Annotated in this window: 23 protein-coding genes and 3 tRNA genes; 15 read left to right on the top strand and 11 right to left on the bottom strand. The window is 55.9% G+C overall.

From position 1 onward, the window contains the following. Position 1: 1 nt before the first annotated feature. A complete protein-coding gene (gene argA, locus ACNQ0W_RS10555; protein WP_015571744.1) occupies positions 2 to 1333 on the bottom strand; it encodes an amino-acid N-acetyltransferase in 1332 nt (443 codons plus the stop codon). A gap of 227 nt (positions 1334 to 1560) precedes the next feature. On the opposite strand from argA, the gene amiC reads away from it, so the two are divergent. After that, positions 1561 to 2814: an N-acetylmuramoyl-L-alanine amidase AmiC gene (gene amiC / locus ACNQ0W_RS10560; protein ID WP_017382840.1), complete on the top strand. Its 1254-nt coding sequence runs from the start codon at positions 1561 to 1563 to the stop codon at positions 2812 to 2814. 89 nt (positions 2815 to 2903) lie between these two features. On the opposite strand, the gene ACNQ0W_RS10565 is transcribed toward amiC, so the two are convergent. The 3 genes from ACNQ0W_RS10565 to ACNQ0W_RS10575 all read right to left on the bottom strand — a co-directional run bounded on the left by ACNQ0W_RS10565 (position 2904) and on the right by ACNQ0W_RS10575 (position 3222). After that, positions 2904 to 2980, bottom strand: a tRNA-Met gene (locus ACNQ0W_RS10565). Positions 2981 to 3024: 44 nt separating this feature from the next. Further along, positions 3025 to 3101, bottom strand: a tRNA-Met gene (locus ACNQ0W_RS10570). A 44-nt stretch (positions 3102 to 3145) separates the two neighbouring features. Further along, positions 3146 to 3222 (bottom strand) — tRNA-Met (locus ACNQ0W_RS10575). Between the two features lie 208 nt (positions 3223 to 3430). On the opposite strand from ACNQ0W_RS10575, the gene mltA reads away from it, so the two are divergent. Next, positions 3431 to 4528, top strand: coding sequence for a murein transglycosylase A (gene mltA, locus ACNQ0W_RS10580; RefSeq protein ID WP_015571742.1), 1098 nt, complete (start codon positions 3431 to 3433; stop codon positions 4526 to 4528). A gap of 75 nt (positions 4529 to 4603) precedes the next feature. Continuing rightward, complete coding sequence (gene tcdA, locus ACNQ0W_RS10585) at positions 4604 to 5410, top strand: tRNA cyclic N6-threonylcarbamoyladenosine(37) synthase TcdA (protein WP_015571741.1); 807 nt, start codon at positions 4604 to 4606, stop codon at positions 5408 to 5410. On the opposite strand, the gene csdE is transcribed toward tcdA, so the two are convergent. Together csdE and csdA are read right to left on the bottom strand one after the other, a co-directional pair. Beyond that, the gene (gene csdE / locus ACNQ0W_RS10590) at positions 5401 to 5847 is read right to left on the bottom strand and encodes a cysteine desulfurase sulfur acceptor subunit CsdE (RefSeq protein WP_015571740.1); all 447 of its coding nucleotides are present in this window, start codon (positions 5845 to 5847) and stop codon (positions 5401 to 5403) included. The genes tcdA and csdE overlap by 10 nt on opposite strands. Continuing rightward, complete coding sequence (gene csdA, locus ACNQ0W_RS10595) at positions 5847 to 7052, bottom strand: cysteine desulfurase CsdA (RefSeq protein ID WP_062933165.1); 1206 nt, start codon at positions 7050 to 7052, stop codon at positions 5847 to 5849. The genes csdE and csdA overlap by 1 nt, the downstream gene beginning before the upstream one ends. A gap of 191 nt (positions 7053 to 7243) precedes the next feature. On the opposite strand from csdA, the gene ACNQ0W_RS10600 reads away from it, so the two are divergent. The 4 genes from ACNQ0W_RS10600 (at position 7244) to rlmM (ending at position 10267) form a co-directional block, all read left to right on the top strand. Beyond that, complete coding sequence (locus ACNQ0W_RS10600) at positions 7244 to 7471, top strand: YgdI/YgdR family lipoprotein (RefSeq protein ID WP_015571738.1); 228 nt, start codon at positions 7244 to 7246, stop codon at positions 7469 to 7471. A 350-nt stretch (positions 7472 to 7821) separates the two neighbouring features. Then, positions 7822 to 8739, top strand: a complete 918-nt coding sequence (gene gcvA / locus ACNQ0W_RS10605; RefSeq protein WP_003862758.1) for a glycine cleavage system transcriptional regulator GcvA — start codon at positions 7822 to 7824, stop codon at positions 8737 to 8739. Positions 8740 to 8778: 39 nt separating this feature from the next. After that, positions 8779 to 9174, top strand: a complete 396-nt coding sequence (locus ACNQ0W_RS10610; RefSeq protein ID WP_003862756.1) for a DUF423 domain-containing protein — start codon at positions 8779 to 8781, stop codon at positions 9172 to 9174. After that, the gene (gene rlmM, locus ACNQ0W_RS10615; protein ID WP_062933164.1) at positions 9167 to 10267 is read left to right on the top strand and encodes a 23S rRNA (cytidine(2498)-2'-O)-methyltransferase RlmM; all 1101 of its coding nucleotides are present in this window, start codon (positions 9167 to 9169) and stop codon (positions 10265 to 10267) included. Before ACNQ0W_RS10610 ends, rlmM begins: the two co-directional genes overlap by 8 nt. An 87-nt stretch (positions 10268 to 10354) precedes the next feature. Here the strand turns inward: rlmM and xni are convergent, their stop codons facing one another. From xni to queF, 5 genes are all read right to left on the bottom strand, one after another. After that, positions 10355 to 11110 (bottom strand): flap endonuclease Xni, encoded by a 756-nt coding sequence (gene xni, locus ACNQ0W_RS10620; protein WP_047734881.1) that lies wholly within the window; start codon positions 11108 to 11110, stop codon positions 10355 to 10357. Positions 11111 to 11222: 112 nt separating this feature from the next. Beyond that, positions 11223 to 12590, bottom strand: a complete 1368-nt coding sequence (locus ACNQ0W_RS10625; RefSeq protein ID WP_047050212.1) for an L-serine ammonia-lyase — start codon at positions 12588 to 12590, stop codon at positions 11223 to 11225. A 62-nt stretch (positions 12591 to 12652) separates the two neighbouring features. Further along, positions 12653 to 13942, bottom strand: a complete 1290-nt coding sequence (locus ACNQ0W_RS10630; RefSeq protein WP_045907382.1) for an HAAAP family serine/threonine permease — start codon at positions 13940 to 13942, stop codon at positions 12653 to 12655. 504 nt (positions 13943 to 14446) lie between these two features. Next, positions 14447 to 15811, bottom strand: a complete 1365-nt coding sequence (ppnN, locus tag ACNQ0W_RS10635; RefSeq protein WP_003862748.1) for a nucleotide 5'-monophosphate nucleosidase PpnN — start codon at positions 15809 to 15811, stop codon at positions 14447 to 14449. A 116-nt stretch (positions 15812 to 15927) separates the two neighbouring features. Beyond that, positions 15928 to 16770 carry an NADPH-dependent 7-cyano-7-deazaguanine reductase QueF gene (gene queF, locus ACNQ0W_RS10640; protein WP_045347789.1) on the bottom strand — a complete coding sequence of 281 codons (843 nt, stop codon included), beginning with the start codon at positions 16768 to 16770 and terminating at the stop codon, positions 15928 to 15930. A 69-nt stretch (positions 16771 to 16839) separates the two neighbouring features. Between queF and syd the strand changes: the two genes are divergently transcribed. The 8 genes from syd (at position 16840) to ACNQ0W_RS10680 (ending at position 25174) form a co-directional block, all read left to right on the top strand. Further along, complete coding sequence (gene syd, locus ACNQ0W_RS10645; protein ID WP_062933162.1) at positions 16840 to 17385, top strand: SecY-interacting protein; 546 nt, start codon at positions 16840 to 16842, stop codon at positions 17383 to 17385. A gap of 632 nt (positions 17386 to 18017) precedes the next feature. Continuing rightward, complete coding sequence (locus ACNQ0W_RS10650; protein WP_017382834.1) at positions 18018 to 18347, top strand: YqcC family protein; 330 nt, start codon at positions 18018 to 18020, stop codon at positions 18345 to 18347. Beyond that, a complete protein-coding gene (gene truC, locus ACNQ0W_RS10655; RefSeq protein WP_062933161.1) occupies positions 18344 to 19129 on the top strand; it encodes a tRNA pseudouridine(65) synthase TruC in 786 nt (261 codons plus the stop codon). Before ACNQ0W_RS10650 ends, truC begins: the two co-directional genes overlap by 4 nt. A 15-nt stretch (positions 19130 to 19144) precedes the next feature. Next, complete coding sequence (locus ACNQ0W_RS10660; protein WP_032619131.1) at positions 19145 to 19594, top strand: flavodoxin; 450 nt, start codon at positions 19145 to 19147, stop codon at positions 19592 to 19594. A 308-nt stretch (positions 19595 to 19902) separates the two neighbouring features. Beyond that, positions 19903 to 21258: a galactarate/glucarate/glycerate transporter GudP gene (gene gudP / locus ACNQ0W_RS10665; RefSeq protein WP_003862734.1), complete on the top strand. Its 1356-nt coding sequence runs from the start codon at positions 19903 to 19905 to the stop codon at positions 21256 to 21258. Further along, positions 21258 to 22598: an enolase C-terminal domain-like protein gene (locus ACNQ0W_RS10670; protein WP_026094263.1), complete on the top strand. Its 1341-nt coding sequence runs from the start codon at positions 21258 to 21260 to the stop codon at positions 22596 to 22598. Before gudP ends, ACNQ0W_RS10670 begins: the two co-directional genes overlap by 1 nt. Before the next feature lie 15 nt (positions 22599 to 22613). Further along, a complete protein-coding gene (gene gudD, locus ACNQ0W_RS10675) occupies positions 22614 to 23951 on the top strand; it encodes a glucarate dehydratase (protein WP_032619132.1) in 1338 nt (445 codons plus the stop codon). Between the two features lie 77 nt (positions 23952 to 24028). Beyond that, a complete protein-coding gene (locus ACNQ0W_RS10680; RefSeq protein ID WP_062933160.1) occupies positions 24029 to 25174 on the top strand; it encodes a glycerate kinase in 1146 nt (381 codons plus the stop codon). Positions 25175 to 25305 lie beyond the last annotated feature (131 nt).

A 25305-nucleotide genomic window follows, 5' to 3' on the forward strand; every position in this document is an offset into this window, starting at 1 on the left:
GTTATCCCAGGTCCGCCATTAACACCTTCGAGCGGCGCTGGTAGTTGTACATCTCTTTCTTACTTTCCGGCAGGGAATCAATATCCACTGGCGTGAAGCCGCGCTCCTGGAACCAGTGAATGCTGCGCGTGGTAAGCACGAACAGCTTGCTCAGACCCATCTGGCGCGCCTGTGCCGCCACGCGTTCAAGCAGCAGCTCCCCCCGTGAGGAGCTACGGTAATCAGGATGCACGGCGACGCATGCCATTTCGCCAATCTGCTCTTCCGGGAACGGATAAAGCGCCGCACAGGCTATGGTCAGGTTATCGCGCTGAATGATGGTGAACTTGTCGATCTCCATCTCCAGCTGTTCGCGGGAGCGGCGAACCAGAATGCCCTGTTGTTCCAGCGGACGGATCAGCTCCAGAATGCCGCCGATATCGTTGATGGTGGCACGGCGGATCTGCTCGGCGCTCTCCATGACGATCTGCGTACCGATCCCGTCCCGGGAGAACAGCTCCTGCAACAGCGCGCCGTCTTCCTGATAGCTGATCAGGTGGCTGCGGCGCACCCCGCTACGGCACGCTTTAACGGCGCCGCGCAGAAAACGCACGGTACCGGAATAGTAATCGCCTTCTGCTTCCAGCGCTTCGACGCGCGCCTGGGCTTCATTCGGAAAAAGTTCTGGCACAATCACGCCCTCATCGTTCACGACACCCTGTGAGGAGCAAAAGCCGATCATTTTTTCCGCTTTCAGCTTGATGGCCAGCTGGGTGGCAATCTCTTCTGAGGTCAGATTAAAACTTTCACCCGTTACGGAGACGGCAACGGGTCCCATCAGGACGATCGCGCCATTGTCTAACTGGCGGTGAATGGCTTCTTCATCAATACGGCGGATGCGGCCGCTGTGGCAGTAATCCACGCCATCGTCCACGCCGAGCGGCTGAGCGATGATAAAGTTGCCGCTCACCACGTTGATGTGCGCGCCCTGCAACGGCGTATTATTCAGGCTCATCGACAGGCGGGCGGTGATATCGAGCTGCAACAGACCCGCCGCCTGTTTGACCAGCTCGAGGGTTTTCGCATCCGTCACGCGCGTGTGTTTGTGGTAGATCGGCTCATGGTGATGAGCGGCCAGGTTGGCTTCGATTTGCGGACGTGCGCCATACACCACCACCAGACGGATGCCGAGGCTGTGCAGCAGGCCGATATCATTGACGATGCTGGAAAAGTTTTCATGCTCAATGGCTTCGCCGCCAAGCATGATGACAAACGTTTTTCCCCGATGGGTGTTGATATAGGGAACAGAATGGCGGAATCCCTGGACCAGTTCGGTTCTGCGTTCCTTAACCATGACACAACCCTTAGTGAATGTTTATTCGTAATTTCTGTATTTTTATTCGATTGTGGCCGCGTGTGCAAGCCTAAATTTTCTGCGACCCACAGAAAATAATAAGTAATCCGTGCGTTAACGTATGATTGTTTACCCTTTTATAGATGACAGTTTATGCGTCATTCGTTAAAGTTTTCGGTCAATTTGGGCGTTTTGTTCATCAATCAGATTTCTTGCTCGGGAGAAGCATGTCGGGATCCAATTCAGCAATAAGCCGCCGCCGCCTGTTAAAAGGGGCCGGGGCGATGTGGTTGCTTAGCGTCAGCCAGGTGGGTCTTGCCGCCACAAGCCAGGTAGTCGCGGTGCGCGTCTGGCCGTCGTCGACCTATACGCGCGTGACGGTCGAGTCCAATCGCGTGCTGAAATACAAGCAATTTGCCCTCAGCAATCCTGAACGTGTGGTGGTTGATCTCGAAGGTGTGAACCTCAACTCCGTGCTTAAAGGCATGGCAGCTCAGATCCGTGGCGACGATCCGTTTATTAAATCGGCGCGCGTCGGGCAGTTCGATCCGCAAACCGTGCGCATGGTGTTTGAGCTGAAGCAGAACGTGAAACCTCAGCTTTTTGCCCTTGCGCCTGTAGCCGCCTTTAAGGAGCGTCTGGTGATGGATCTCTATCCGGCGAATGCGACGGATATTCAGGATCCGCTTCTGGCATTACTTGAGGATTACAACAAAGGCGATCTCGACAGCCAGGTTCCGCCAGCGCAAAGTGGCCCACAGCCGGGCAAGGCGGGGCGCGATCGCCCGATTGTGATCATGCTCGATCCTGGCCACGGCGGAGAAGATTCCGGCGCAGTCGGGAAATATCGCACCCGCGAAAAAGATGTGGTGCTGCAAATTGCCCGTCGTCTGAAGGCGTTGATCGACAAAGAGGGCAATATGCGCGCCTACATGACGCGCAACGAAGATGTCTTTATCCCGCTGAAGGTCCGCGTGGCAAAAGCGCAAAAGCAGCGCGCGGATCTGTTTGTCTCTATTCACGCGGATGCCTTCACCAGCCGCCAGCCGAGCGGCTCCTCTGTGTTTGCCCTGTCAACGAAAGGGGCGACCAGCACCGCCGCGAGATACCTGGCGGACACGCAGAACGCCTCGGATTTAATCGGTGGTGTGAGCAAAAGTGGCGACCGTTACGTCGACCATACGATGTTTGATATGGTGCAGTCGCTGACCATTACCGACAGCCTGAAGTTTGGTAAAGCGGTGCTGGGCAAGCTGGGCCGGGTCAACAAGCTGCACAAAAACAGCGTCGAGCAGGCCGGATTTGCGGTCCTGAAAGCGCCAGATATTCCATCCATTCTGGTCGAAACCGCGTTTATCAGTAACGTGGAAGAGGAACGTAAGCTCAAGACGGCTAAATTCCAGCAGGAAGTGGCGGAGTCGATTCTGGCGGGGATCCGGGCCTACTTCTCAGACGGGGAAACGCTGGCGCGGCGGGGGTAGGGCATTAAGCCGGGTATCATGCCCGGCATTTTCACAAACGCCAGATACAAAAAAACACCCTTCAGGGTGTTTATTGTTTTAAGAAGTGTTGGTTGCGGGGGCCGGATTTGAACCGACGACCTTCGGGTTATGAGCCCGACGAGCTACCAGGCTGCTCCACCCCGCGTCCGTCTTTCTACACTTGTAGAAACTTACTTCTTCAAATTTGATTGGTTGCGGGGGCCGGATTTGAACCGACGACCTTCGGGTTATGAGCCCGACGAGCTACCAGGCTGCTCCACCCCGCGTCCGTCTTTCTACAGTCGTAGAAGATACTTCATCAAATTTTAATTGGTTGCGGGGGCCGGATTTGAACCGACGACCTTCGGGTTATGAGCCCGACGAGCTACCAGGCTGCTCCACCCCGCGTCCGTGGAAGCGCACTATACTCGGATAGGTTTGTGATGCAACCCCTTTTTCACATAATTCATTATTTTGTATGCAAAATGAACGGCAAAAGCCACTTTGGACTATTTTTTGTGCAGAATTTGCCAAAGGGAAGGCGATTGCATTTCATTAACACGGTGGGTTTGTTATCTTCATCTCGCGGAATTGGGCAACTAAAAGACGAGATATAATGAAAGGACGTTGGGCGAAGTATCTGATGACAGGCGCAATGGTGGCGATTCTTGCGGCCTGCTCTTCCAAACCGACCGATCGCGGTCAACAGTATAAAGACGGGAAGTTATCCCAGCCTTTCTCTTTAGTTAACCAGCCAGACGCCGTGGGCGCTCCGATCAATGCCGGAGACTTCTCCGAGCAGGTCTACCAGATCCGCACTGCTTCTCCGCGTTTATACGGTTCGCAGAACAACGTCTATAGCGCCGTGCAGGACTGGCTGCGTGCAGGCGGTGATACCCGCAATATGCGCCAGTTTGGTATCGATGCCTGGCAGATGGAGGGGGCGGATAACTACGGTAACGTCCAGTTTACCGGTTACTACACCCCGGTTGTCCAGGCGCGACACACACGCCAGGGCGAGTTCCAGTATCCCATTTACCGTATGCCGCCGAAACGCGGTCGTCTGCCGTCCCGCGCCGAGATCTACGCTGGCGCGCTGAGCGAAAATTACGTGCTGGCCTACAGCAACTCCCTGATGGACAACTTCATTATGGACGTGCAGGGCAGCGGCTATATTGATTTTGGCGACGGCTCGCCGCTGAACTTCTTTAGCTACGCCGGGAAAAATGGCCATGCCTATCGCAGCATCGGTAAGGTGCTCATCGACCGTGGCGAAGTGAAACGAGAAGATATGTCGATGCAGGCGATCCGCGAGTGGGGCGAAAAACACAGCGAAGCGGAAGTGCGTGAGCTGCTTGAGCAGAACCCATCGTTTGTCTTCTTCAAACCGCAGAACTTTGCGCCGGTGAAAGGGGCGAGCGCCGTCCCGCTGATTGGCCGCGCTTCTGTGGCATCGGATCGTTCGATTATCCCGGCAGGTACTACGCTGCTGGCGGAAGTTCCACTCCTCGACAACAACGGCAAATTCAATGGCAAGTATGAATTACGCCTGATGGTGGCGCTGGACGTGGGTGGGGCGATCAAAGGCCAGCACTTCGACATTTATCAGGGCATCGGCCCGGATGCCGGCCATCGTGCAGGCTGGTATAACCACTACGGACGCGTGTGGGTGCTGAAGGCAGCGCCGGGTACCGGAAACGTATTCAGCGGCTGATTGTGGTATTCTGAGGGCAAGACGGATTACGGTTCAGGGTGAGGAATACCTCACCCTTTTTACATCTGAGGTTTTATGTCTGTGGTAATCAGCGATGCCTGGCGCCAGCGTTTCGGCGGCACGGCACGGTTATATGGTGAAAAAGCCCTGCAACTGTTCGCGGATGCGCATGTCTGCGTGGTGGGCATTGGTGGTGTGGGTTCGTGGGCGGCAGAAGCGCTGGCGAGAACCGGCATTGGCGCAATTACGTTGATTGATATGGATGACGTCTGCGTCACTAACACTAACCGTCAGATCCACGCCCTGCGTGATAACGTCGGTCTGGCGAAGTCCGAGGTGATGGCGGAGCGTATTCGTCTCATCAACCCGGAGTGTAGTGTGACGGTGATCGACGACTTTGTGACGGCAGATAACGTCGCGGAGTACATGAGCAAAGGCTACAGCTATGTGATTGATGCCATCGACAGCGTGCGGCCAAAAGCGGCGCTGATCGCTTACTGTCGTCGTTACAAGGTGCCGCTGGTGACAACGGGCGGCGCGGGTGGACAAATTGATCCGACGCAGATCCAGGTGGCGGATCTGGCGAAGACCATTCAGGATCCGCTGGCCGCTAAGCTACGCGAGCGCTTAAAAAGCGACTTCAACGTGGTGAAAAATAGCAAAGGCAAGCTGGGCGTGGACTGTGTGTTCTCGACAGAAGCGCTGGTTTATCCGCAGGCGGATGGTTCGGTCTGTGCAATGAAAAGCACGGCGGAAGGGCCAAAGCGGATGGATTGTGCCTCAGGGTTTGGAGCGGCCACCATGGTGACCGCCTCCTTCGGCTTTGTGGCGGTCTCTCACGCCCTGAAGAAGATGATGGCGAAGGCGGAACGTCAGGCCTGAGCCTGATGGGCGGCATCCAGTACCGCGTCGTTTAGCGCAATCAGTCCCTGACCGCGCGAGGCGCTAAGCTGCGCGCGAAGTCCCAGCTCATCAAACAGCGCCAGCGGAGAATGCGCCAGCAGCTCTGCGGCGCTTTTCCCTTCGATTGCGGTCAACAGCACCGCCAGCAGACCGCGAACAATGCGTCCCTCGCTGTCGCCGAAGAAATGCAGTTTCTCTCCGGATACGCTAAACCCAAGCCAGACGCGGTTCTCGCAGCCTGCGATCTCCTTCGCCTGTGATTTCAGCTCGTCTGACAGCGTGGGCAACTGTTTACCCAGCAGGATCAGCTGACGATATTTATCTTCCCACTGCGTGAGCGGGACGAAGGTCTGTTTTAACGTCTCTTCAGTAATAACGGTGCCGAACGGGTGCCCGGCTAAAGCTGAACTTGTCATTAATCCACCAGTAATTCCAGGGCGCGGTCGACGGCGGAAACCAGCGCATCGACGTCGCTTTTTGTATTGTACGGTGCAAACGAGGCGCGCAGGGTACCGCTCACGCCAATGGCCGCCAGCAGCGGCTGGGCGCAGTGCTGTCCGGCACGCAGGGCAATGCCGTATCCGGCAAGCAACGTCACCATGTCGCTATGGTGCACGCCCGCGAAATCAAAGGCGAGCAGGCTGGAGTCCTGGACGCGGAACGAACGAAAACCCGGACGTTTTTTCAGTTCTTCTTCCGCCAGCGTCGCCAGACCCCGGCTCCAGCTTTCAGCCTGAACCACGTCCGTTTCTGCCAGCCATTCGAGCGCTGCGCTCAGACCGATAACCCCGGCCACGTTTGGGGTACCGGCTTCCAGGCGGTAGGGTACATCCTGCGTTTTAAAACCGTCGAAGGTGACTTCGGTAATCATCTTGCCGCCGCCGAGCCACGGCGTCATCCGGGCCAGCAGTTCAGCTTTGCCGTACAGCGCGCCGATACCGGTTGGCCCGTACAATTTGTGTCCTGAGAAGGCATAGAAGTCGATATCCAGCGCCTGAACGTCAGCCGGAAAATGCACCACACCCTGCGCACCGTCGACCATCACCACCACGCCGCTGGCATGGGCAATCTCAATGGCACGCGCCAGATCCGGGCAGCCGCCGGTGACGTTGGACATCTGCCCCAGCGCCAGAATACGGCTGCGCGGCGTAATCAGCTCAGGCAGACGCGCCATGTCAGGCAGGAAGTCCGCACCCAACGGGAGCTTTACAACCCGTGCCCCGGTTTGTTCGGCCACCATCAGCCAGGGTACCAGGTTGGCGTGGTGTTCCGCCTCGCTGACGATGATCTCATCCCCGGGCTGCAACAGCGGACGCGCGTAACATTGCGCCACCATGTTAATGGCCTCTGTGGTGCCCCGCGTCCAGACGATGTTCTTACCGCTGTCAGCATTGATCAGGCGCGCGACCTGATCCCGTGCGGCTTCGTATTGCGCCGTTAAGCGCTGCGCGTCGGCATACTGGCTGCGGTGCACGTTCCCGGCGCTCAGGCTGTAAAACTGGCGGGTTGCCTCAATCACCGCCTGCGGTTTAAGGGCCGTGGCGGCGCTATCAAGATAAATGCCGGCATCGGCCAGCGCAGGAAACTGTGCGCGAAACTGCGCAGGACTGAAAGCGTTCATGGAATTCCTCATATCGATTCTACGATCGTCGCGCAAATTCATCGGCAGGGCAAGGAAGTTGATATCTATCAGATTTGTCTGCTTATCCTGGCGAGTCTGAAAAAGCAGGTTATGCTAAATAGTGTTAGGCGGATGTTTTAGCCTGTTATAAATCGAGGTTTGAATAGCATTAATTGCTAAAGGAGATAATCATGAAAAAGACAGCTGCAATCATTTCTGCCTGTGCGTTGACCTTTGCCCTGAGCGCCTGTTCTGGTAATAACTACGTAATGCATACCAACGATGGTCGATCTATCGTCTCTGAAGGGAAACCGACAACCGATAATGATACCGGGATGATTTCTTACAAAGATGCTAACGGGAACAAACAGCAGATCAACCGCAGTGACGTGAAAGAGATGAAGGAAATCGAGCATTAACAGTTAGATAAGCGAAAAAAAAGCACCGCAAGTTGGCGGTGCTACATTAATCACTATGGACAGACAGGGTAAATGTACAGGAAGTGAAAAATTGGTAGCGTTGCTACCGTGGTCTGAATCGCAGACCAATTGCAAACACAACAACACAACATCACAACCGTAAGCCAAAAGCCCTTCAGAACACGCATTCCAAAAAAAGCTTTTCGTTCCGGCTCAGGAAGTGCCGCCACTATAGGTATTTGCTGGTAGTTCCTCAACGGACAAATTATAATGGCTCAGATAAAAAAAACTAATAGGTTAAACGTTGTTTCCTATATGTTAAATCTCGTTAACATCTAAGCCAGATAACCATGTCCAAGCGATTGCCACCCCTTAATGCATTACGTGTTTTTGATGCAGCAGCACGCCACCTCAGCTTCACCCGCGCAGCCGATGAGCTTTTTGTGACGCAGGCCGCAGTAAGTCATCAAATCAAGTCTCTGGAGGATTTTCTGGGGCTTAAGCTGTTCCGTCGACGCAACCGTTCGTTGCTGTTGACCGAAGAGGGGCAGAGCTATTTTCAGGATATTAAAGAGATTTTTTCCCAGCTGACGGAGGCCACTCGTAAACTTCAGGCCCGGAGTGCAAAAGGCGCTCTGACTGTGAGTTTATTGCCCAGTTTTGCCATTCAGTGGCTGGTGCCGCGACTCTCAAGCTTTAACTCAACTTATCCGGGAATCGATGTCCGAATCCAGGCGGTGGACCGTCAGGAAGACAAGCTTGCAGATGATGTGGACGTGGCGATTTTTTACGGTCGCGGTAACTGGCCGGGCTTGCGTGTGGAAAAATTATACGCAGAATATCTGTTGCCGGTCTGTTCACCGCTGCTGCTGACGGGGGATAAAGCGCTCAAAACGCCAGCCGATCTGGCGCAACATACGCTTTTGCACGATGCGTCGCGTCGCGACTGGCAAACTTATACCCGCCAGTTAGGTCTTAATCATATAAACGTGCAGCAGGGTCCCATTTTTAGCCACAGCGCGATGGTGCTACAGGCTGCCATTCACGGGCAGGGCGTGGCGTTGGCAAACAACGTTATGGCGCAGTCCGAAATTGAGGCAGGCCGTCTGGTTTGCCCATTTAACGATGTACTGGTCAGCAAGAATGCATTTTATCTGGTTTGTCATGACAGTCAGGCAGAACTGGGTAAAATAGCCGCTTTCCGGCAGTGGATACTGGCGAAAGCGGCAAGCGAGCAAGAAAAATTCCGCTTCAGGTATGAACAATAACGTTTGTGTGCCGGGCACGCATCAATTCAGGACTTAAACATGACCAGCCGATTCATGCTGATTTTCGCCGCGGTGAGTGGCTTTATTTTTGTAGCTCTGGGCGCGTTTGGCGCGCATGTCTTAAGCAAATCTCTGGGCGTTGTGGAGATGGGCTGGATCCAGACCGGCCTTGAATATCAGGCGTTCCACACGCTGGCGATTTTTGGGCTGGCGGTGGCGATGCAGCGCCGCATCAGCATCTGGTTTTACTGGAGCAGCGTCTTTCTGGCGCTGGGTACCGTACTGTTCAGCGGCAGTCTTTACTGTCTGGCGCTGTCGCATTTACGCCTGTGGGCGTTTGTTACACCTGTCGGCGGCGTCAGCTTCCTGGCGGGTTGGGTGTTAATGTTTATCGGAGCTATCCGTCTGAAACGCAAGGGCGTTGTTCATGAATAAGGTTGTTTTATATTGTCGCCCGGGGTTTGAGAAAGAGTGCGCCGCGGAAATCACCGATAAAGCGGCGAAGCGTGAAGTCTTCGGATTCGCTCGCGTCAAAGAGAACGCGGGCTATGTGGTATTTGAATGCTATCAGCCTGATGATGCCGACAAGCTGGCGCGCGAACTGCCGTTCAGCTCATTGATTTTCGCCCGTCAGATGTTTGTCGCGGGTGAACTGCTGAAAGATCTTCCGCCGGAAGATCGCATCACGCCGATTGTTGGCCTGTTGCAGGGCGTGGTGGAGAAGGGCGGCGATTTGCGCGTGGAAGTGGCCGACACAAACGAAAGCAAAGAGCTGATGAAGTTCTGCCGTAAGTTCACCGTGCCGCTGCGCGCGGCGCTGCGTGATGCGGGTGTGCTGACAAACTACGAAACGCCAAAGCGCCCGGTCGTGCATATCTTCTTTATTGCGCCAGGATGTTGCTACGCTGGCTACTCGTATACCACCAATAACTCGCCGTTCTTTATGGGGATCCCGCGTCTGCGCTTCCCGGCAGATGCGCCGAGCCGTTCAACCCTCAAGCTGGAAGAGGCGTTTCACGTCTTTATCCCGGCGGACGAGTGGGACGAACGGCTGGCAAACGGCATGTATGCCGTAGACCTTGGCGCGTGCCCGGGCGGCTGGACCTATCAGCTGGTGAAACGCAACATGTGGGTTTCGTCTGTGGATAACGGCCCGATGGCGCAAAGCCTGATGGATACCGGGCAGGTCACCTGGCTGTGTGAGGACGGCTTCCGCTATCGCCCGAACCGCAACAACATCTCCTGGATGGTGTGCGACATGGTAGAAAAACCGGCGAAAGTCGCGGCGCTGATGGCCTCCTGGCTGGTGAACGGCTGGTGTCGTGAGACGATTTTCAACCTCAAGCTGCCGATGAAAAAGCGCTACGAAGAGGTGTCGCAGAACCTGGCTTATATTCAGCAGCAGCTGGACGAACACGGGATTAACGCGGAAATCCAGGCGCGTCAGCTTTATCACGACCGCGAAGAAGTGACGGTGCATATCCGTCGCTGGTGGGCGGCAGTGGGTGGGCGTCGCGACGAGCGATAGTCCCCTCACCCTAACCCTCTCCCAAAGGGGAGAGGGGACTGCTCCGTGCGGTCTTTTCCCCCTCGCCCCTTTGGGGTGAGGGGGATCTTAACGTTCTAACCTTAACTGCTGTAAATTCCCGTCCAGCTGTAAATCCGTCTGTAGCGTCGCCACCTCCCGGCAGATAAACGCCATCTCTTTATGCGCCTCCAGCTTCTTGCGCCATTTTTCCGGCACTTCATCAAGCCTGGCGTAAATTCCTTCCAGACTCTGAAACTCCGTCAGCAGCTGTGCGGCGCTTTTGGGTCCAATACCGGCGACACCCGGCACTTTAGAGCTGCTGATCCCCGCCAGCCCCCAGTAATCCGGCAGTTGCGCAGGCGATACGCCAAACTCGCTGGCAATGAATGGCGCGTCCAGCCAGCGTTTTTGAAAGTAGTCCCGGATGCGGATCGTTGGAGAGAGCAGCTGGCAGTAGCCTTTGTCGGTTGAAACGATAGTCGCCTGATGCCCGGCGCTCGCGACTTTAACCGCCAGCGTTGCGGCTAAATCGTCAGCCTCATTACCGTGGGCGCCCCAGCACGGAACGCCGCGCTGCTCAAAGGCCGCGCGGATAGCGGGCATTTCTGCGTGCAGATCGTCCGGCATCGGCGCACGTCCGGCTTTGTAGTCCGGCAGGCGCTGGTGCCGCCAGCCGGTATTGCGTGCTTCATCGTCGAATACGGCAACAGCGTGGGTGGGTTCGCTATGGCGAATGAGCTGCTCCAGCGCGTGTAAACAGGTGTCCTTGCAGGGTGTGCCCTGTACCGCATGAATACGGCGAATCAGGTTAAGTGCATCGACGATAAGCAAATGAACGGCCACAGATAATCTCCCTTCTGTCTAATGGGTGAAGGGTAACACTGAGCGCAGCATGAAACTATGAATGGTGGGGAAAACAGGAAGAAGCCTCGCAAAACGAGGCTTCCTGAGAGGCTTAATCGCAGGTGACGATCTTCATCGCCAGACCACCGCGGGAAGTTTCGCGGTATTTGGCGTTCATATCTTTACCGGTTTCGTACATGGTTTCGATAACCTTGTCGAGGCAGACGCGCGGTTCGCTGGTACGACGCAGCGCCATACGGGCCGCGTTCACCGCTTTCACAGAGGCGATGGCGTTACGCTCGATGCATGGCACCTGAACCTGTCCGCCGACCGGATCGCAGGTCAGCCCCAGGTTATGTTCCATGCCGATTTCCGCCGCAATACACACCTGCGCAGGGCTTGCGCCCAGCAATTCGGCCAGACCCGCCGCCGCCATAGAGCAGGCTACGCCCACTTCACCCTGACAGCCCACTTCCGCGCCAGAAATTGAGGCGTTCATCTTGTACAGTGAGCCAATCGCACTGGCGACCAGCAGGTAGCGCGCGAGTGAGTTTGCGTTCACTTCGCGGATAAACTTGTCGTAATACGCCAGGACCGCCGGAACAATGCCGCATGCCCCGTTGGTTGGCGCGGTGACGACGCGGCCGCCCGCGGCGTTCTCTTCGTTTACCGCCAGCGCGAACATGTTGATCCAGTCGACGACGGCCATCGGGTCGGTGGTGGTTTTGTCGGTGCTGACCAGCATGCGGCGCAGCGCAGCCGCACGACGCGGAACACGCAGTTTACCCGGCAGCACGCCTTCGGTGGTGATCCCGCGCTCAATGCCGCTGCGCATCACTTCCCAGACGTTAGCGAAGTGCTGTTCCAGCTCCTCTTTGCTGTGCAGGGCCAGCTCGTTTTTCATCATCAGGCCGGAGAGAGAAAGCCCTGTCTCCTGGCAGTGACGCTGTAAGTCGGCCGCGTTTTTGTACGGGTACGGCACGTCAACGGCAGAATTAGTGCTTTGACCAAAATGGTCCTCGTCGACGATAAACCCGCCGCCGATGGAGTAATACGTCTGGCTGTAAACCGCTTTGTCGCCGGCCAGCGCGGTAATGCGCATGCCGTTTTCGTGCAGCGACAGGTTATCCGCATGGAAATTCATGCAGTGATCAACCGGGAATTCAACCTCATGCTCGCCGTTCGCCAGCAGCAAACGACCGTGGGTGTTCACGTCCTGGATAAAGCCAGGTATTGCATCAATATCAACGGTATCCGGCAGATTACCCGCCAGCCCCATGATAATGGCAATATCGGTATGGTGGCCTTTACCGGTCAGGGAAAGGGAACCATATACATCGACAACCACGCGGGTGATGTCGTGCAAAATGCCGCGTGCAATCAAGTCATCCGTGAATTGTTTACCGGCTTTCATTGGTCCGACGGTGTGAGAGCTGGAAGGACCAATACCGATTTTGAAGATATCGAATACGCTAATCATGATGCGTCCATTGCTTCAGTCAGAGGGGAGAAGTGCGCCGTCCGCAGACGGCGCAGGAGGTATTAGCTGAACAGCGAGTAGAAAATAGCGGAGATGGCAATCAGGCCCATCACAACAACGAACACGTTGCTGATATGGCCGCTGTATTTACGCATCGCAGGCACTTTCTGAATCGCGTACATCGGCATCAGGAACAGGATCATCGCGATAATCGGGCCGCCCAGGGTTTCAATCATGCCCAGAATGCTTGGGTTCAGGGTGGCTACCGCCCAGGTGGTCACCAGCATGAACAGCGCAGTGATTTTGTTCAGACGGTTGATTTCAATGGTCTTGCCTTTACCGCGCAGAGATTTAATCACCATGCCGTTGAAGCCTTCACGTGCGCCCAGGTAGTGGCCCAGGAAGGATTTGGTGATGGCGATAATTGCGATGATCGGCGCCATCCACGCAATCAGCGGTGCGTTAAAGTGGTTTGCCAGGTAAGACAGAATAGAGATGTTCTGCTCTTTCGCCGCCGCCAGATCCGCCGGGGAGAGGCTCAGCACGCAGCTGAACACGAAGAACATTACAGTCAGTACCATCATGATGTGCGCGCGAGCCAGGATGCTGGAGCACTTCTTCTCTGCGCCATTGCCGTACTCTTCACGCTTCGCTACCGCGAAGGAAGAGATGATTGGCGAGTGGTTGAAGGAGAACACCATCACCGGGATCGCCAGCCACAGGGTCAGCAGCAGACCGTTGCCGGTCGTGGATGCGCTGCTGAGAGACAGGGTTTCCAGCGCAGCGCCGTTCCACTGTGGGATCAGGTACAGAGCCAGCACCATCAGGGCCGCAACAAACGGGAACACCAGCACGCTCATCGCTTTCACAATCATCTGCTCGCCGAAGCGCACGATGGTCATCATACCGACGATCAGGATCAGGGACAGAATCGCACGCGGCGGCGGGGTCATCTGAAGCTGGTGCATCATAAAGCTTTCAACGGTGTTGGTGATAGCAACGCTGTACACCAGCAGAATCGGGTAAATCGCGAAGAAGTAGAGCAGGGTAATCAGCTTACCTGCGCCGACGCCGAAGTGTTCTTCAACGACTTCAGTGATGTCTTCGCCCGGGTTTTTACCGGACAGCACGAAGCGGGTCAGGCCGCGGTGTGCAAAGAAGGTCATCGGGAAGGCGATGAGGGCCATGATGATCAGCGGGATCATACCGCCGACACCTGCGTTGATAGGAAGGAACAGTACACCAGCGCCGATTGCTGTGCCGTACAGGCCAAGCATCCACATGGTATCCGTTTTGCGCCAGGCGCTTCGGGATTCAATCGAAGCAACGGTGCTGGTTTGAGTGGTTTCCATCTGTATCTCCTGGAGGAAGCAAATTGTCAGGTTTTTAGTCAAATCCGATGAAAAAGTGCCTGACGGTAATATGAAATTCGTTCAGTGACGGTTTTTTAATAATTTTTGCCCGTAACTATTGGCGGGCGGAAAGATACATTCTAGTTATGAATCTATCAGTGATCGCGATCCCAAATGCAATAATCCACTTGTGATGTGGGTATCTTTAGACCATTTATCTGTTAAAAAAACATCAAAGAGAATTTACGGGCGCGAAGGCTACCATTAACGACATGTTTTCGAAAAGGTCGACCCGCGAGATAGGTGTCTTTCGCTGTAAAGAAATGGGATTTTAGGATTTTCTGGCGGGTAATTTCGATTAAGGCTGATTATTTACGGTTTCAAAAACTAGGTAATCGTTTGCGCAGGCGTCAGATTTGTTAATAACATTGAAGATCGCTATGAATTGCATTACGAATAAAAAAGCCGGATGACGATCCGGCTTGAGAGGAGATAAATGTCGCTTTACTTGATGATTTCGTAACACGGAATATAGGCAGAGCCCGGAAGCTTCATGCGGTGCTGAGCGACAAAGCCCTGCAACATGTCATCCATGCGGCGCATCATCTCCGGGTCACCGTGGATCTTATACGGGCCAAACTCTTCAATTGCGCGTATTCCCACCTCTTTCACGTTCCCCGCCACGATGCCAGAGAAGGCGCGACGCAGGTCGGCAGCCAGTACTTCCACCGGCTGATCCGGATAGAGTTTAAGGTTCGCCATGTTCTCATGCGACGGCTCGAAGGGGATCTGAAGATCCGGTGCGATACGGATGGACCAGTTAAAGCTGTAGGCATCCCCGGTATCACGACGATTCTCTTTTACCAGCGGCATCGCTTTTTTCATCTGACGGGCCACTTCTGCGGCATCGTCAATAATAATGCGGTAGTGACGGCGCGCGTCTTCGCCCAGCGTATGCACGATAAACTCGTCCAGCACGCGGAAGTAGTCGGCGCTCTCTTTCGGGCCGGTCAGGATCAGCGGCAGAACCTGATCTTTGTTGGCCGGGTTCATCAGGATCCCGAGCAGGTAAAGCAGCTCTTCCGCCGTACCCACGCCGCCCGGGAAGATGATGATGCCGTGCGCGATACGGACAAACGCCTCAAGACGTTTTTCGATATCCGGCATAATAATCAGTTCGTTAACCAGCGGGTTAGGCGGCTCAGCGGCGATGATCGACGGCTCGGTCATGCCGATAAAACGGCCTTCTTTATAGCGTTGCTGCGCGTGACCTACTGCCGCGCCTTTCATTGGCGCTTCCATCGCGCCAGGACCGCAACCGGTACAGATATTCAGTTCGCGCAGGCCGAGCTGCGTCCCCACGCGGCGGGCATACAGGTATTCGGTTTCGTTAATGGAGTGACCCCCCCAGCAGACGACCATGTTCGGCGCTTCGCCCACGTGCAGGGCGCGGGCGTTACGCAGAATGGAGAAGACCAGGTTGGTGATATGAACGGAACTTTCCAGGTCAAGATGCTGGAAACGTCCGGCGTTGCTGATCTGTCCGTTAACAAACAGAATGTCGCGCAGCACGGCAAACAGGTTGGCCTGAAGTGAGCGAATAATACGCCCGTCGACAAAAGCGTCTTCCGGCGGGTTGATCACTTCCAGCTTCACCCCGCGCTCGCGGCGCAGCACGTTGATATCAAAACTTTCGAAGCGGGACAGCAGCTCTTTACTGTTGTCGGTCAGGCTTCCGGAGTTCAGTACGGCAAGTGAACAGTTACGAAACAGTTGATAAAGGTCGCTACTGGCGGTGCGTTTAAGCATGTCCACTTCCAGCTGCGACAACATATCCATAGAGCCAAGCGGGCTAATATGTGTAATCAAGTGAGCTCCTTATGGGACGATTATCGTCTTTCCCTGTTGATTACAATAGCCCTGGCTTATGACGTTTCACAACACTTCGGGCGGAATACCGCCCGCATATTGTGAAAATATTTATCTTACTGGCGCACCAGCCGTCCGGTGGCAGGCACAAAATCGGTATTGGTGCGCCACGGATTGATATCCAGGCCGCCGCGACGGGTGTAGCGAGCGTAAACGCTCAGCTTTTCGGGCTGGCAGAAACGCTGGATGTCGTTGAAGATGCGCTCCACGCACTGCTCGTGGAATTCGTTGTGATGACGGAATGACACCAGGTAACGCAGCAGCTTTTCACGGTCAATCTGCGGGCCGCGGTACTGGATCTGTACCGAGCCCCAGTCCGGCTGATGGGTGATAAGGCAGTTGGATTTCAGCAGATGGCTGACCAGCGTCTCGTTGACCACTTTTCCGCCCGCCGCGTTTTCCAGGTAGTCGGTGCTAAATTCATAGCTTTCCACCTCAATGTCCTGATCGTCGATGCAGGTGCCGTGGAAATGGGCAATGGGCTGTCCTTCCAGCTCATGCAGACGGTATAACGAGACGGTTACGTTCCCCTGCGCGCATGCGCTTAAATCACGTTCAAGCGTCTGTTGTACCTCGTCCCAGCTGTTGAATTTGGTCTGGTTAAAGCTGTTGAGATAGAGCTTAAAGCTCTTGGATTCGACCAGGTTTACGCTGGCGTAATCCAGCTCGACGTGGCCCACGGCCACCTGCGGCAGACCGCGCGCATTCAGCCAGGAGAGTTCGTACAGCGTCCAGATGTCGCCGCCGACAAACGGCAGCGCGTCAGCGTGCAGCCCGAGCGGATCGCGGTTCAGACTGCGCGGCACGCCCTGCAACAGGCTTGCATCGTAGGTGTCGCGGTAATCGGTCGATTTACCCAGCGTTAAGCCCGTTAACGCCTGATGATTTTCGTAAGACATGTTTCATAGCCACTTTACAGGTACACTTATGGGCTGAGTTTATCCTGTCTTACAAGAAGAGAGAAATCGGTGGATATCGAAACTGCAAATGCCCTGACGTCCTTCACGACCCGCTATTGCGATGCCTGGCATGAAAAGCGGGGGACGTGGCCGCAAAGTTCTGACTTATATGGCGTGCCGTCACCGTGCATTATCGCTTCGCAGGATGATTACGTTATCTGGCAACCGAAACCGTTCACGGGCGAGCAGAATGTAAATGCGGTTGAACGCGCGATGGACCTTGTGATACAACCTGCGCTTCATGCATTTTATACCACGCAGTTTGCCGGGGATATGACTGCATGTTTTGCAGTACAGCCGCTGACGCTGCTGCAAACCTGGAGCGAAGACGATCTGCAACGCGTTCAGGAAAACCTCATTGGTCACCTGGTCACGCAAAAACGCCTTAAGCTCTCTCCGACTCTCTTTATTGCGACGCTCGACAGTGAACTGGACGTCATTTCTGTCTGCAACCTGTCTGGCGAGGTCATTAAAGAGACGCTCGGCACCCGCAACCGCGACGTTCTCGCGCCTTCACTTGCGGATTTCCTTACCCGAATTGAGCCGCTTCTGTAATCCATGATGCTACTGGGCGTGTGAGAGATCTCTTACACGCTCTGTGAGACATCGCCGAAACAATTAGCATTGTCTTAGGAATTTCAGATTAATATTAACTTCTCTTTCAACAAGTTAGTGGTTTTCTGAAAGGAAATCCCCCGTTTCGCCTGGCTTACATTGCTCACAAGGTGGGTTGTAAGACGAAGCAGAATAGCGGATTCTATCTGTGTCGACAGGATGCCGACACGAGAAACGAACATCAGGATGATGGCGTTTCTTACCAGGAACACGTCAGGATGACGCCGCAGGAAGGCTTCAGGATGAAGCAAAGTGGATCACGCAGGACGCGTAAGGGACACCTCCAGGAAGGAGAACGAGAGCCGGTCAGGATGGTCGGTGGGTCAGGATGGCCAGGACGTTTCAGGATGAAACCTACACATCAGGACGATGTGAGCAGGAAGCAAAAGGTAAAGGGATGACCAGGCCTTCGGGCATCAGGAAAAGTTGTCACGGATGAGCAGGGAGCACGTATTGTAGCTGGAATGCTGCGAAACGAACCGGGAGCACTGTTTTTACAGTGCTCCCTTTTTTTATTTCTGTCTTCCGCAATGCTATGCTTCGCGCCATTCCGTTTTTCAGTTGAGGTATATATGTCGCATCACGACAACGTTCGTGCGCAGTTGCACGCCATCGAAGCCCTTATGCGCCAGCATCAGCTGTGGCAGGATAACGCGCCGCAGCCAGACGCGTTCGCCAGCACCCAACCGTTTTGTCTGGATACGCTGGCCCCGTTCGAGTGGCTCCAGTGGGTCTTAATTCCGCGTATGCACGCGCTGCTGGAAGGTGGCCACGCGTTGCCCGCGTCTTTTGCCGTCTCTCCCTATTACGAAATGGCGCTGGAAGCGACCCACCCGGCGCGTGCCATGATGCTGGTGGAACTGGAAAAGCTGGATGCGCTTTTCGCCGGTGACGATGCATGACGCTTGAGATCCTTTATCAGGATGAGTGGTTAGTGGCGGTGAATAAACCGTCCGGCTGGCTGGTGCACCGAAGCTGGCTCGATCGCGATGAGAAAGTGGTGGTCATGCAAACCGTGCGCGATCAGATCGGTCAGCACGTCTTTACTGCTCATCGTCTGGATCGGCCAACCTCTGGCGTTCTGCTGATGGGGCTTTCCAGTGAGGCCGGGCGCCTGCTGGCGCAGCAGTTTGAACAGCACCAGATCCAGAAACGCTACCACGCCATCGTGCGTGGCTGGCTGACGGACTCCGCCACGCTTGATTATCCGCTGGTGGAGGAACTGGATAAAATCGCCGATAAATTTGCCCGCGAGGATAAAGGCCCGCAGCCTGCGGTGACCGACTATCGCGGCATGGCGACCACAGAACTGCCGGTGGCGACCAGCAAATTTCCGACCACGCGATACAGTCTGGTTGAGCTTTTGCCCAAAACCGGGCGCAAGCACCAGCTTCGCCGTCACCTTGCACATCTGCGCCACCCGATTATCGGCGACAGCAAGCACGGCGATCTGCGCCAGAACCGCAGCGCGGCAGAGCACTTTGGCTGTAACCGGCTGATGCTGCACGCCAGCGAGCTACGCCTGACGCACCCGTTTACCGGCGAACCGCTGACTATTCGCGCGGGGCTGGACGAGGTCTGGATGCAGGCGCTGTCACAGTTTGGCTGGCTGGGACAACTCCCCGAAAATGAAAGGGTTGAGTTTGCCGCAGGCAACGTTCAGGATGAACAGCAAGCGCAATAATTACGGGAGCAAAGCATGGCTGAAGTAGGCATTTTTGTCGGCACGATGTACGGCAACTCGCTGCTGGTGGCGGAGGAAGCGGAAGCAATCCTCGTAAACCAGGGCCATAAAGCAACGGTCTATGAAGATCCGGAGCTGGCGGACTGGGAAAAGTATAAAGATAAATACATTCTGGTGGTGACCTCCACCACCGGGCAGGGCGATCTGCCGGACAGCATCGTCCCGCTTTTCCAGGGCATTAAAGACCAGCTTGGCTATCAGCCAGATGTTCACTATGGCATCATCGCCCTCGGCGATAGCTCTTACGCCAATTTCTGCGGCGGCGGTAAGCAGTTCGACGCGCTGTTGCAGGAACAGCGCGCTCAGCGCGTCGGAGAGATGTTACTGATTGATGCGGGTGAACACCCTGAGCCAGAAAGCGAATCAAACCCGTGGGTCGAGCACTGGGCAACGCTGCTTAAATAACCCTGCGCTATACCAATGCCAGGCCGGGTCAGGCGTCGCCGCCACCCGGCATTACACCCCGCCCCAAACGCCATTTCCGTGAACCACCTTCCACTCCTCTGGGCTTATGCCCTAAACAACCTCCCTCACGCCCTTCAATACTGTGTTTTTGCACGGTGAGGTGAAGAGGCACTCCTTCATATACTTTTCCCGTCACTATAAAACGGCTTCGGGCCGTACCAAAACCAAACACAAATCTCTCATTCTGATTACCCTACAGGTGCTGTACAGAATGAACCAGGCGAAAGCTATGTTTCAGGAGTGCAACAATGAGTACATTAAGCCACGCAGCGAGCAGCGCTGAGAAGCGCACCAACGCCCGCTACTGGATAGTGGTGATGCTGTTTATCGTCACCTCTTTCAACTACGGCGACCGTGCCACGTTATCCATTGCCGGCTCTGAGATGGCAAAAGATATCGGACTTGATCCGGTGGGTATGGGTTATGTTTTCTCCGCATTTTCATGGGCCTACGTAATCGGCCAAATCCCTGGCGGCTGGCTGCTGGACCGCTTTGGCTCAAAACGGGTCTATTTCTGGTCCATTTTCATCTGGTCGATGTTTACCCTGTTACAGGGCTTCGTGGATATCTTCAGCGGCTTCGGCATTATCATTGCGCTCTTTACCCTCCGCTTCCTGGTGGGCTTAGCGGAAGCGCCATCATTCCCTGGCAACAGCCGTATTGTGGCCGCCTGGTTCCCGGCGCAGGAGAGGGGAACGGCGGTAGCCATCTTTAACTCGGCGCAATACTTTGCGACGGTTATTTTCGCGCCAATCATGGGCTGGCTGACGCACGAAGTGGGCTGGTCGCACGTCTTCTTCTTCATGGGCGGGCTGGGGATCGTCATCAGCTTCATCTGGCTGAAAGTGATCCACGAACCAAACCAGCATCCGGGCGTGAACAAGAAAGAGCTGGACTACATTGCTGAAGGTGGGGCGCTGATCAACATGGATCAGAAAACCCAGAAAGCTAAAGTTCCGTTCAGCCAGAAATGGGGGCAGATCAAACAGCTCGTCGGCTCACGAATGATGATCGGTATCTATCTCGGCCAGTACTGCATTAACGCCTTAACCTACTTCTTTATCACCTGGTTCCCGGTTTACCTGGTGCAGGCGCGTGGGATGTCGATTCTGAAGGCGGGGTTTGTCGCCTCCGTGCCGGCCATCTGCGGCTTCGTGGGCGGGGTGCTTGGCGGGGTCATCTCCGACTGGCTGATGCGTCGTACCGGTTCGCTGAATATTGCGCGTAAAACGCCAATCGTGCTCGGCATGCTGCTCTCCATGACCATGGTGTTCTGTAACTACGTCAGCGCGGAGTGGATGATTATCGGCTTTATGGCGATGGCCTTCTTCGGTAAAGGCATTGGCGCACTGGGCTGGGCGGTGATGGCAGATACCGCGCCGAAAGAGATCAGCGGCCTGAGCGGCGGTCTGTTCAACATGTTTGGCAACATTTCCGGCATTGTCACCCCAATCGCTATCGGTTACATCGTCGGCACCACCGGCTCCTTCAACGGCGCGCTGATTTATGTAGGCGTCCATGCGCTGGTGGCGGTACTCAGTTATCTGGTGCTGGTGGGTGACATCAAACGAATCGAACTAAAACCTGTTGGGGAGCGTGGATGATGACAACGCAATCAAGCCCGATCGTGACGGAGATGAAGGTCATTCCGGTGGCGGGGCAGGACAGCATGCTGCTCAACATTGGTGGCGCGCATAACGCCTGGTTCACCCGCAACATTGTGGTGCTGACCGACAGCGCAGGGAATACCGGCGTCGGGGAAGCGCCTGGCGGAGAGGTGATTTACCAGACGCTGGTCGACGCCATCCCGCAGGTGGTTGGGCAGGAGGTCGCCCGCCTGAACAAGGTGGTTCAGCGGGTGCATAAGGGCAACCAGTCGGCGGATTTTGATACCTTCGGCAAAGGCGCCTGGACGTTTGAACTGCGCGTTAACGCGGTGGCGGCGCTGGAGGCGGCTCTCCTCGATTTACTGGGCAAGGCGCTGAACGTGCCGGTCTGCGAACTGCTGGGGCCAGGCAAACAGCGTGATGCGGTAACGGTGCTGGGCTATCTGTTCTACGTTGGCGACCGGACGAAAACCGATCTGCCGTATCTGGAACGCTCGCCGGGCAGCCACGCGTGGTATCACCTGCGTCATCAGGAGGCGCTCTCTGGCGAAGCGGTGGTACGCCTGGCAGAGGCGGCGCAGGATCGCTACGGCTTTAAAGACTTCAAGCTGAAAGGCGGCGTTCTGCCCGGCGAGCAGGAGATTGACAGCGTGCGCGCGTTGAAAAAACGCTTCCCGGAGGCACGCATCACCGTCGATCCGAACGGCGCCTGGCTGCTGGATGAAGCTATCGCGCTGTGCAAAGGGCTGGGCGACGTGCTGACCTACGCGGAAGATCCGTGCGGCGCCGAGCAGGGCTTTTCTGGCCGCGAGGTGATGGCCGAATTCCGCCGCGCTACCGGGCTGCCGGTTGCGACCAACATGATCGCCACCAACTGGCGTGAAATGGGCCATGCGGTGATGCTGAATGCGGTGGACATACCGCTGGCGGACCCGCACTTCTGGACTCTTTCCGGCGCGGTGCGCGTGGCACAGCTGTGCGATGACTGGGGGCTCACCTGGGGCTGCCACTCCAATAACCATTTTGACATTTCGCTGGCGATGTTTACCCACGTTGGCGCGGCGGCGCCGGGCAACCCGACCGCCATCGATACGCACTGGATCTGGCAGGAAGGCGAAGCGCGCCTGACCAAAAATCCACTTGAAATCAAAAACGGCACCATTGCCGTACCGGATGCGCCGGGGCTGGGCGTGGAGCTTGACTGGGATCAGATCCACAAGGCGCATGAAGCGTATAAAAAACTGCCGGGCGGCGCGCGTAACGACGCAGGCCCGATGCAATACCTTATCCCCGGCTGGACATTTGACCGTAAGCGCCCTGTATTTGGACGTCACTGATAAAAGGATCGAACGATGAGCACATTTTCTACCCCTGTAGTCACCTCCATGCAGATCATTCCTGTCGCGGGACATGACAGCATGCTGATGAACCTGAGCGGCGCCCATGCGCCGTTCTTCACCCGTAATATTGTGGTGATCAAGGACAACTCAGGGCATACCGGTGTCGGTGAAATCCCGGGCGGGGAGAAGATCCGTAAAACGCTGGAGGACGCCATTCCGCTGGTGGTGGGTAAAACGCTGGGCGAGTACAAAAATGTGCTGACTCGCGTGCGAACGACCTTTGCCGATCGTGATGCGGGTGGCCGTGGTCTGCAAACGTTTGATCTGCGCACCACTATCCATGTGGTCACGGGCATTGAAGCCGCGATGCTGGATCTGCTGGGCCAGCATCTGGGCGTCAATGTCGCCTCCCTGCTGGGAGACGGCCAACAGCGCAGCGAAGTGGAAATGCTCGGCTACCTGTTCTTTATCGGCAACCGCAAACTCACCCCGCTGCCGTACCAGAGCCAGCCGGACGAAAAATGCGACTGGTATCGTGTGCGTCACGATGAAGCGATGACCCCGGACGCGGTAGTGCGCCTGGCGGAAGCCGCGTATGAAAAATATGGCTTTAATGACTTCAAGCTGAAAGGCGGCGTACTGGCGGGTGAAGAAGAAGCAGAGGCGATCGCCGCGCTGGCGAAGCGCTTCCCGCAGGCGCGCGTCACGCTGGATCCGAACGGTGCCTGGTCGCTTGATGAGGCGATAAAAATCGGTAAGCAGCTCAAAGGCGTGCTGGCCTACGCGGAAGATCCGTGCGGCGCAGAGCAGGGTTTCTCCGGACGTGAAGTGATGGCGGAGTTCCGTCGCGCCACCGGGCTGCCAACAGCTACCAACATGATCGCGACCGACTGGCGTCAGATGGGGCACACGCTCTCGCTGCAATCGGTGGACATTCCGCTGGCAGACCCGCACTTCTGGACGATGCAGGGTTCGGTTCGCGTGGCGCAGATGTGCCATGAGTTCGGCCTGACCTGGGGCTCGCACTCCAACAACCACTTCGACATCTCGCTGGCGATGTTCACCCACGTAGCGGCTGCTGCGCCGGGCAACATTACCGCCATCGACACCCACTGGATCTGGCAGGAGGGCAACCAGCGCCTGACCAAACAGCCGTTTGAAATCAAAGGCGGCATGGTGCAAGTTCCTGCTACGCCGGGGCTGGGCGTTGAGCTGGATATGGATCAGGTCATGAAAGCGCATGAGCTGTACCAGAAACACGGCCTGGGCGCGCGTGATGACGCGCTGGCGATGCAATACCTGATCCCAGAGTGGACATTCGACAATAAACGTCCGTGCATGGTACGATAAGCGCATTGGGACCGCTCCCATGAGTGGTCCCTTACGTGGTGTATGCTTAACGTAACTAACATGCGTAAGGATGGCTTATGAAAATTGTTATCGCTCCGGACTCGTATAAGGAAAGCTTGAGCGCGCTGGAGGTGGCGACGGCGATAGAGGTCGGTTTTCGCGAAATTTTCCCGTCAGCGGACTATGTCAAATTACCGGTTGCCGATGGTGGCGAAGGGACGGTGGAAGCGATGGTGGCTGCCACGCATGGGCGTCTTGTCCATGTTCCCGTTACCGGACCTTTGGGTGAACGGGTGGAAGGGTTTTTCGGGTTATCCGGAGACGGGAAAAGCGCCTTTATCGAGATGGCGGCAGCGAGCGGTCTGGAGCTTGTTGCTCCCGCAAAGCGTAACCCGTTAATCACCACCTCCTGGGGAACCGGGGAACTGATCCGTCATGCGCTGGATGCGGGCGTTAAGCATATCATTATTGGCATTGGAGGCAGCGCGACCAATGACGGTGGCGCAGGCATGGTGCAGGCGCTGGGCGTAAAACTGCTGGATGCGAAAGCAAAGCCCGTTGGGCCGGGCGGCGGCGAACTGGCAAGCCTTGCGCATATCGATCTTAGCGGGCTGGATAAGCGGCTGGCAGACTGTCGAATTGAAGTGGCCTGCGATGTGACCAACCCCCTGATCGGCGAGACTGGCGCTTCTGCGGTATTTGGTCCGCAGAAAGGGGCGTCGCCGGAGATGGTCAGGACGCTGGACAACGCGCTGGCGCATTACGCAAAAATTATCGCCCGGGATCTGGATATTGACGTCTTAAACCTGGCGGGCGGCGGTGCGGCTGGCGGAATGGGGGCGGCGCTGTATGCATTTTGCGGCGCACAGCTCCGTCAGGGGATTGAGATTGTCACCGATGCCCTGCATCTTGATGAACAGGTCGCGGATGCCGATCTGGTGATCACGGGCGAAGGGCGTATCGACAGCCAGACGATCCACGGCAAAGTGCCCGTTGGCGTGGCGAGAGTCGCGAAACGCTATAACAAACCGGTTATCGGCATTGCCGGCAGCCTGACGGCGGATGTTGGCGTGGTGCATGAGCACGGACTGGATGCCGTATTCAGCGTGATTTACACCATCTGCTCGCTGGAGGACGCGCTGGAAAATGCGCAACAGAATGTACAGATGGCCGCAAGGAATATTGCGGCGGTGATAAAGATGGGGCAGGGGATGTCGCGTTAACGTTCGTGCTTTTGTAGGCCCGGTAAGCGAAGTGTATGACCGGATACATAGGTGACAGATCAGACCGGGAACATAGGTAACACTTTTCAGTCTATCCGGAGCACACTCTGGGTTTTTCGGTCGTAGTACGC

It is taken from the genome of Enterobacter cloacae complex sp. 6730903, assembly GCF_048283985.1.
GTDB classification, from domain to species: domain Bacteria; phylum Pseudomonadota; class Gammaproteobacteria; order Enterobacterales; family Enterobacteriaceae; genus Enterobacter; species Enterobacter hormaechei_C.

Bases quoted from the DNA above. Each gene is read 5' to 3' on its own strand.
- argA (WP_015571744.1), bottom strand. From the start codon at position 1,333: ATGGTTAAGGAACGCAGAACCGAACTGGTCCAGGGATTCCGCCATTCT.
- amiC (WP_017382840.1), top strand. From the start codon at position 1,561: ATGTCGGGATCCAATTCAGCAATAAGCCGCCGCCGCCTGTTAAAAGGG.
- mltA (WP_015571742.1), top strand. From the start codon at position 3,431: ATGAAAGGACGTTGGGCGAAGTATCTGATGACAGGCGCAATGGTGGCG.
- tcdA (WP_015571741.1), top strand. From the start codon at position 4,604: ATGTCTGTGGTAATCAGCGATGCCTGGCGCCAGCGTTTCGGCGGCACG.
- csdE (WP_015571740.1), bottom strand. From the start codon at position 5,847: ATGACAAGTTCAGCTTTAGCCGGGCACCCGTTCGGCACCGTTATTACT.
- csdA (WP_062933165.1), bottom strand. From the start codon at position 7,052: ATGAACGCTTTCAGTCCTGCGCAGTTTCGCGCACAGTTTCCTGCGCTG.
- ACNQ0W_RS10600 (WP_015571738.1), top strand. From the start codon at position 7,244: ATGAAAAAGACAGCTGCAATCATTTCTGCCTGTGCGTTGACCTTTGCC.
- gcvA (WP_003862758.1), top strand. From the start codon at position 7,822: ATGTCCAAGCGATTGCCACCCCTTAATGCATTACGTGTTTTTGATGCA.
- ACNQ0W_RS10610 (WP_003862756.1), top strand. From the start codon at position 8,779: ATGACCAGCCGATTCATGCTGATTTTCGCCGCGGTGAGTGGCTTTATT.
- rlmM (WP_062933164.1), top strand. From the start codon at position 9,167: ATGAATAAGGTTGTTTTATATTGTCGCCCGGGGTTTGAGAAAGAGTGC.
- ACNQ0W_RS10625 (WP_047050212.1), bottom strand. From the start codon at position 12,590: ATGATTAGCGTATTCGATATCTTCAAAATCGGTATTGGTCCTTCCAGC.
- ACNQ0W_RS10630 (WP_045907382.1), bottom strand. From the start codon at position 13,942: ATGGAAACCACTCAAACCAGCACCGTTGCTTCGATTGAATCCCGAAGC.
- queF (WP_045347789.1), bottom strand. From the start codon at position 16,770: ATGTCTTACGAAAATCATCAGGCGTTAACGGGCTTAACGCTGGGTAAA.
- ACNQ0W_RS10650 (WP_017382834.1), top strand. From the start codon at position 18,018: ATGTCGCATCACGACAACGTTCGTGCGCAGTTGCACGCCATCGAAGCC.
- truC (WP_062933161.1), top strand. From the start codon at position 18,344: ATGACGCTTGAGATCCTTTATCAGGATGAGTGGTTAGTGGCGGTGAAT.
- ACNQ0W_RS10660 (WP_032619131.1), top strand. From the start codon at position 19,145: ATGGCTGAAGTAGGCATTTTTGTCGGCACGATGTACGGCAACTCGCTG.
- gudP (WP_003862734.1), top strand. From the start codon at position 19,903: ATGAGTACATTAAGCCACGCAGCGAGCAGCGCTGAGAAGCGCACCAAC.
- ACNQ0W_RS10670 (WP_026094263.1), top strand. From the start codon at position 21,258: ATGACAACGCAATCAAGCCCGATCGTGACGGAGATGAAGGTCATTCCG.
- gudD (WP_032619132.1), top strand. From the start codon at position 22,614: ATGAGCACATTTTCTACCCCTGTAGTCACCTCCATGCAGATCATTCCT.
- ACNQ0W_RS10680 (WP_062933160.1), top strand. From the start codon at position 24,029: ATGAAAATTGTTATCGCTCCGGACTCGTATAAGGAAAGCTTGAGCGCG.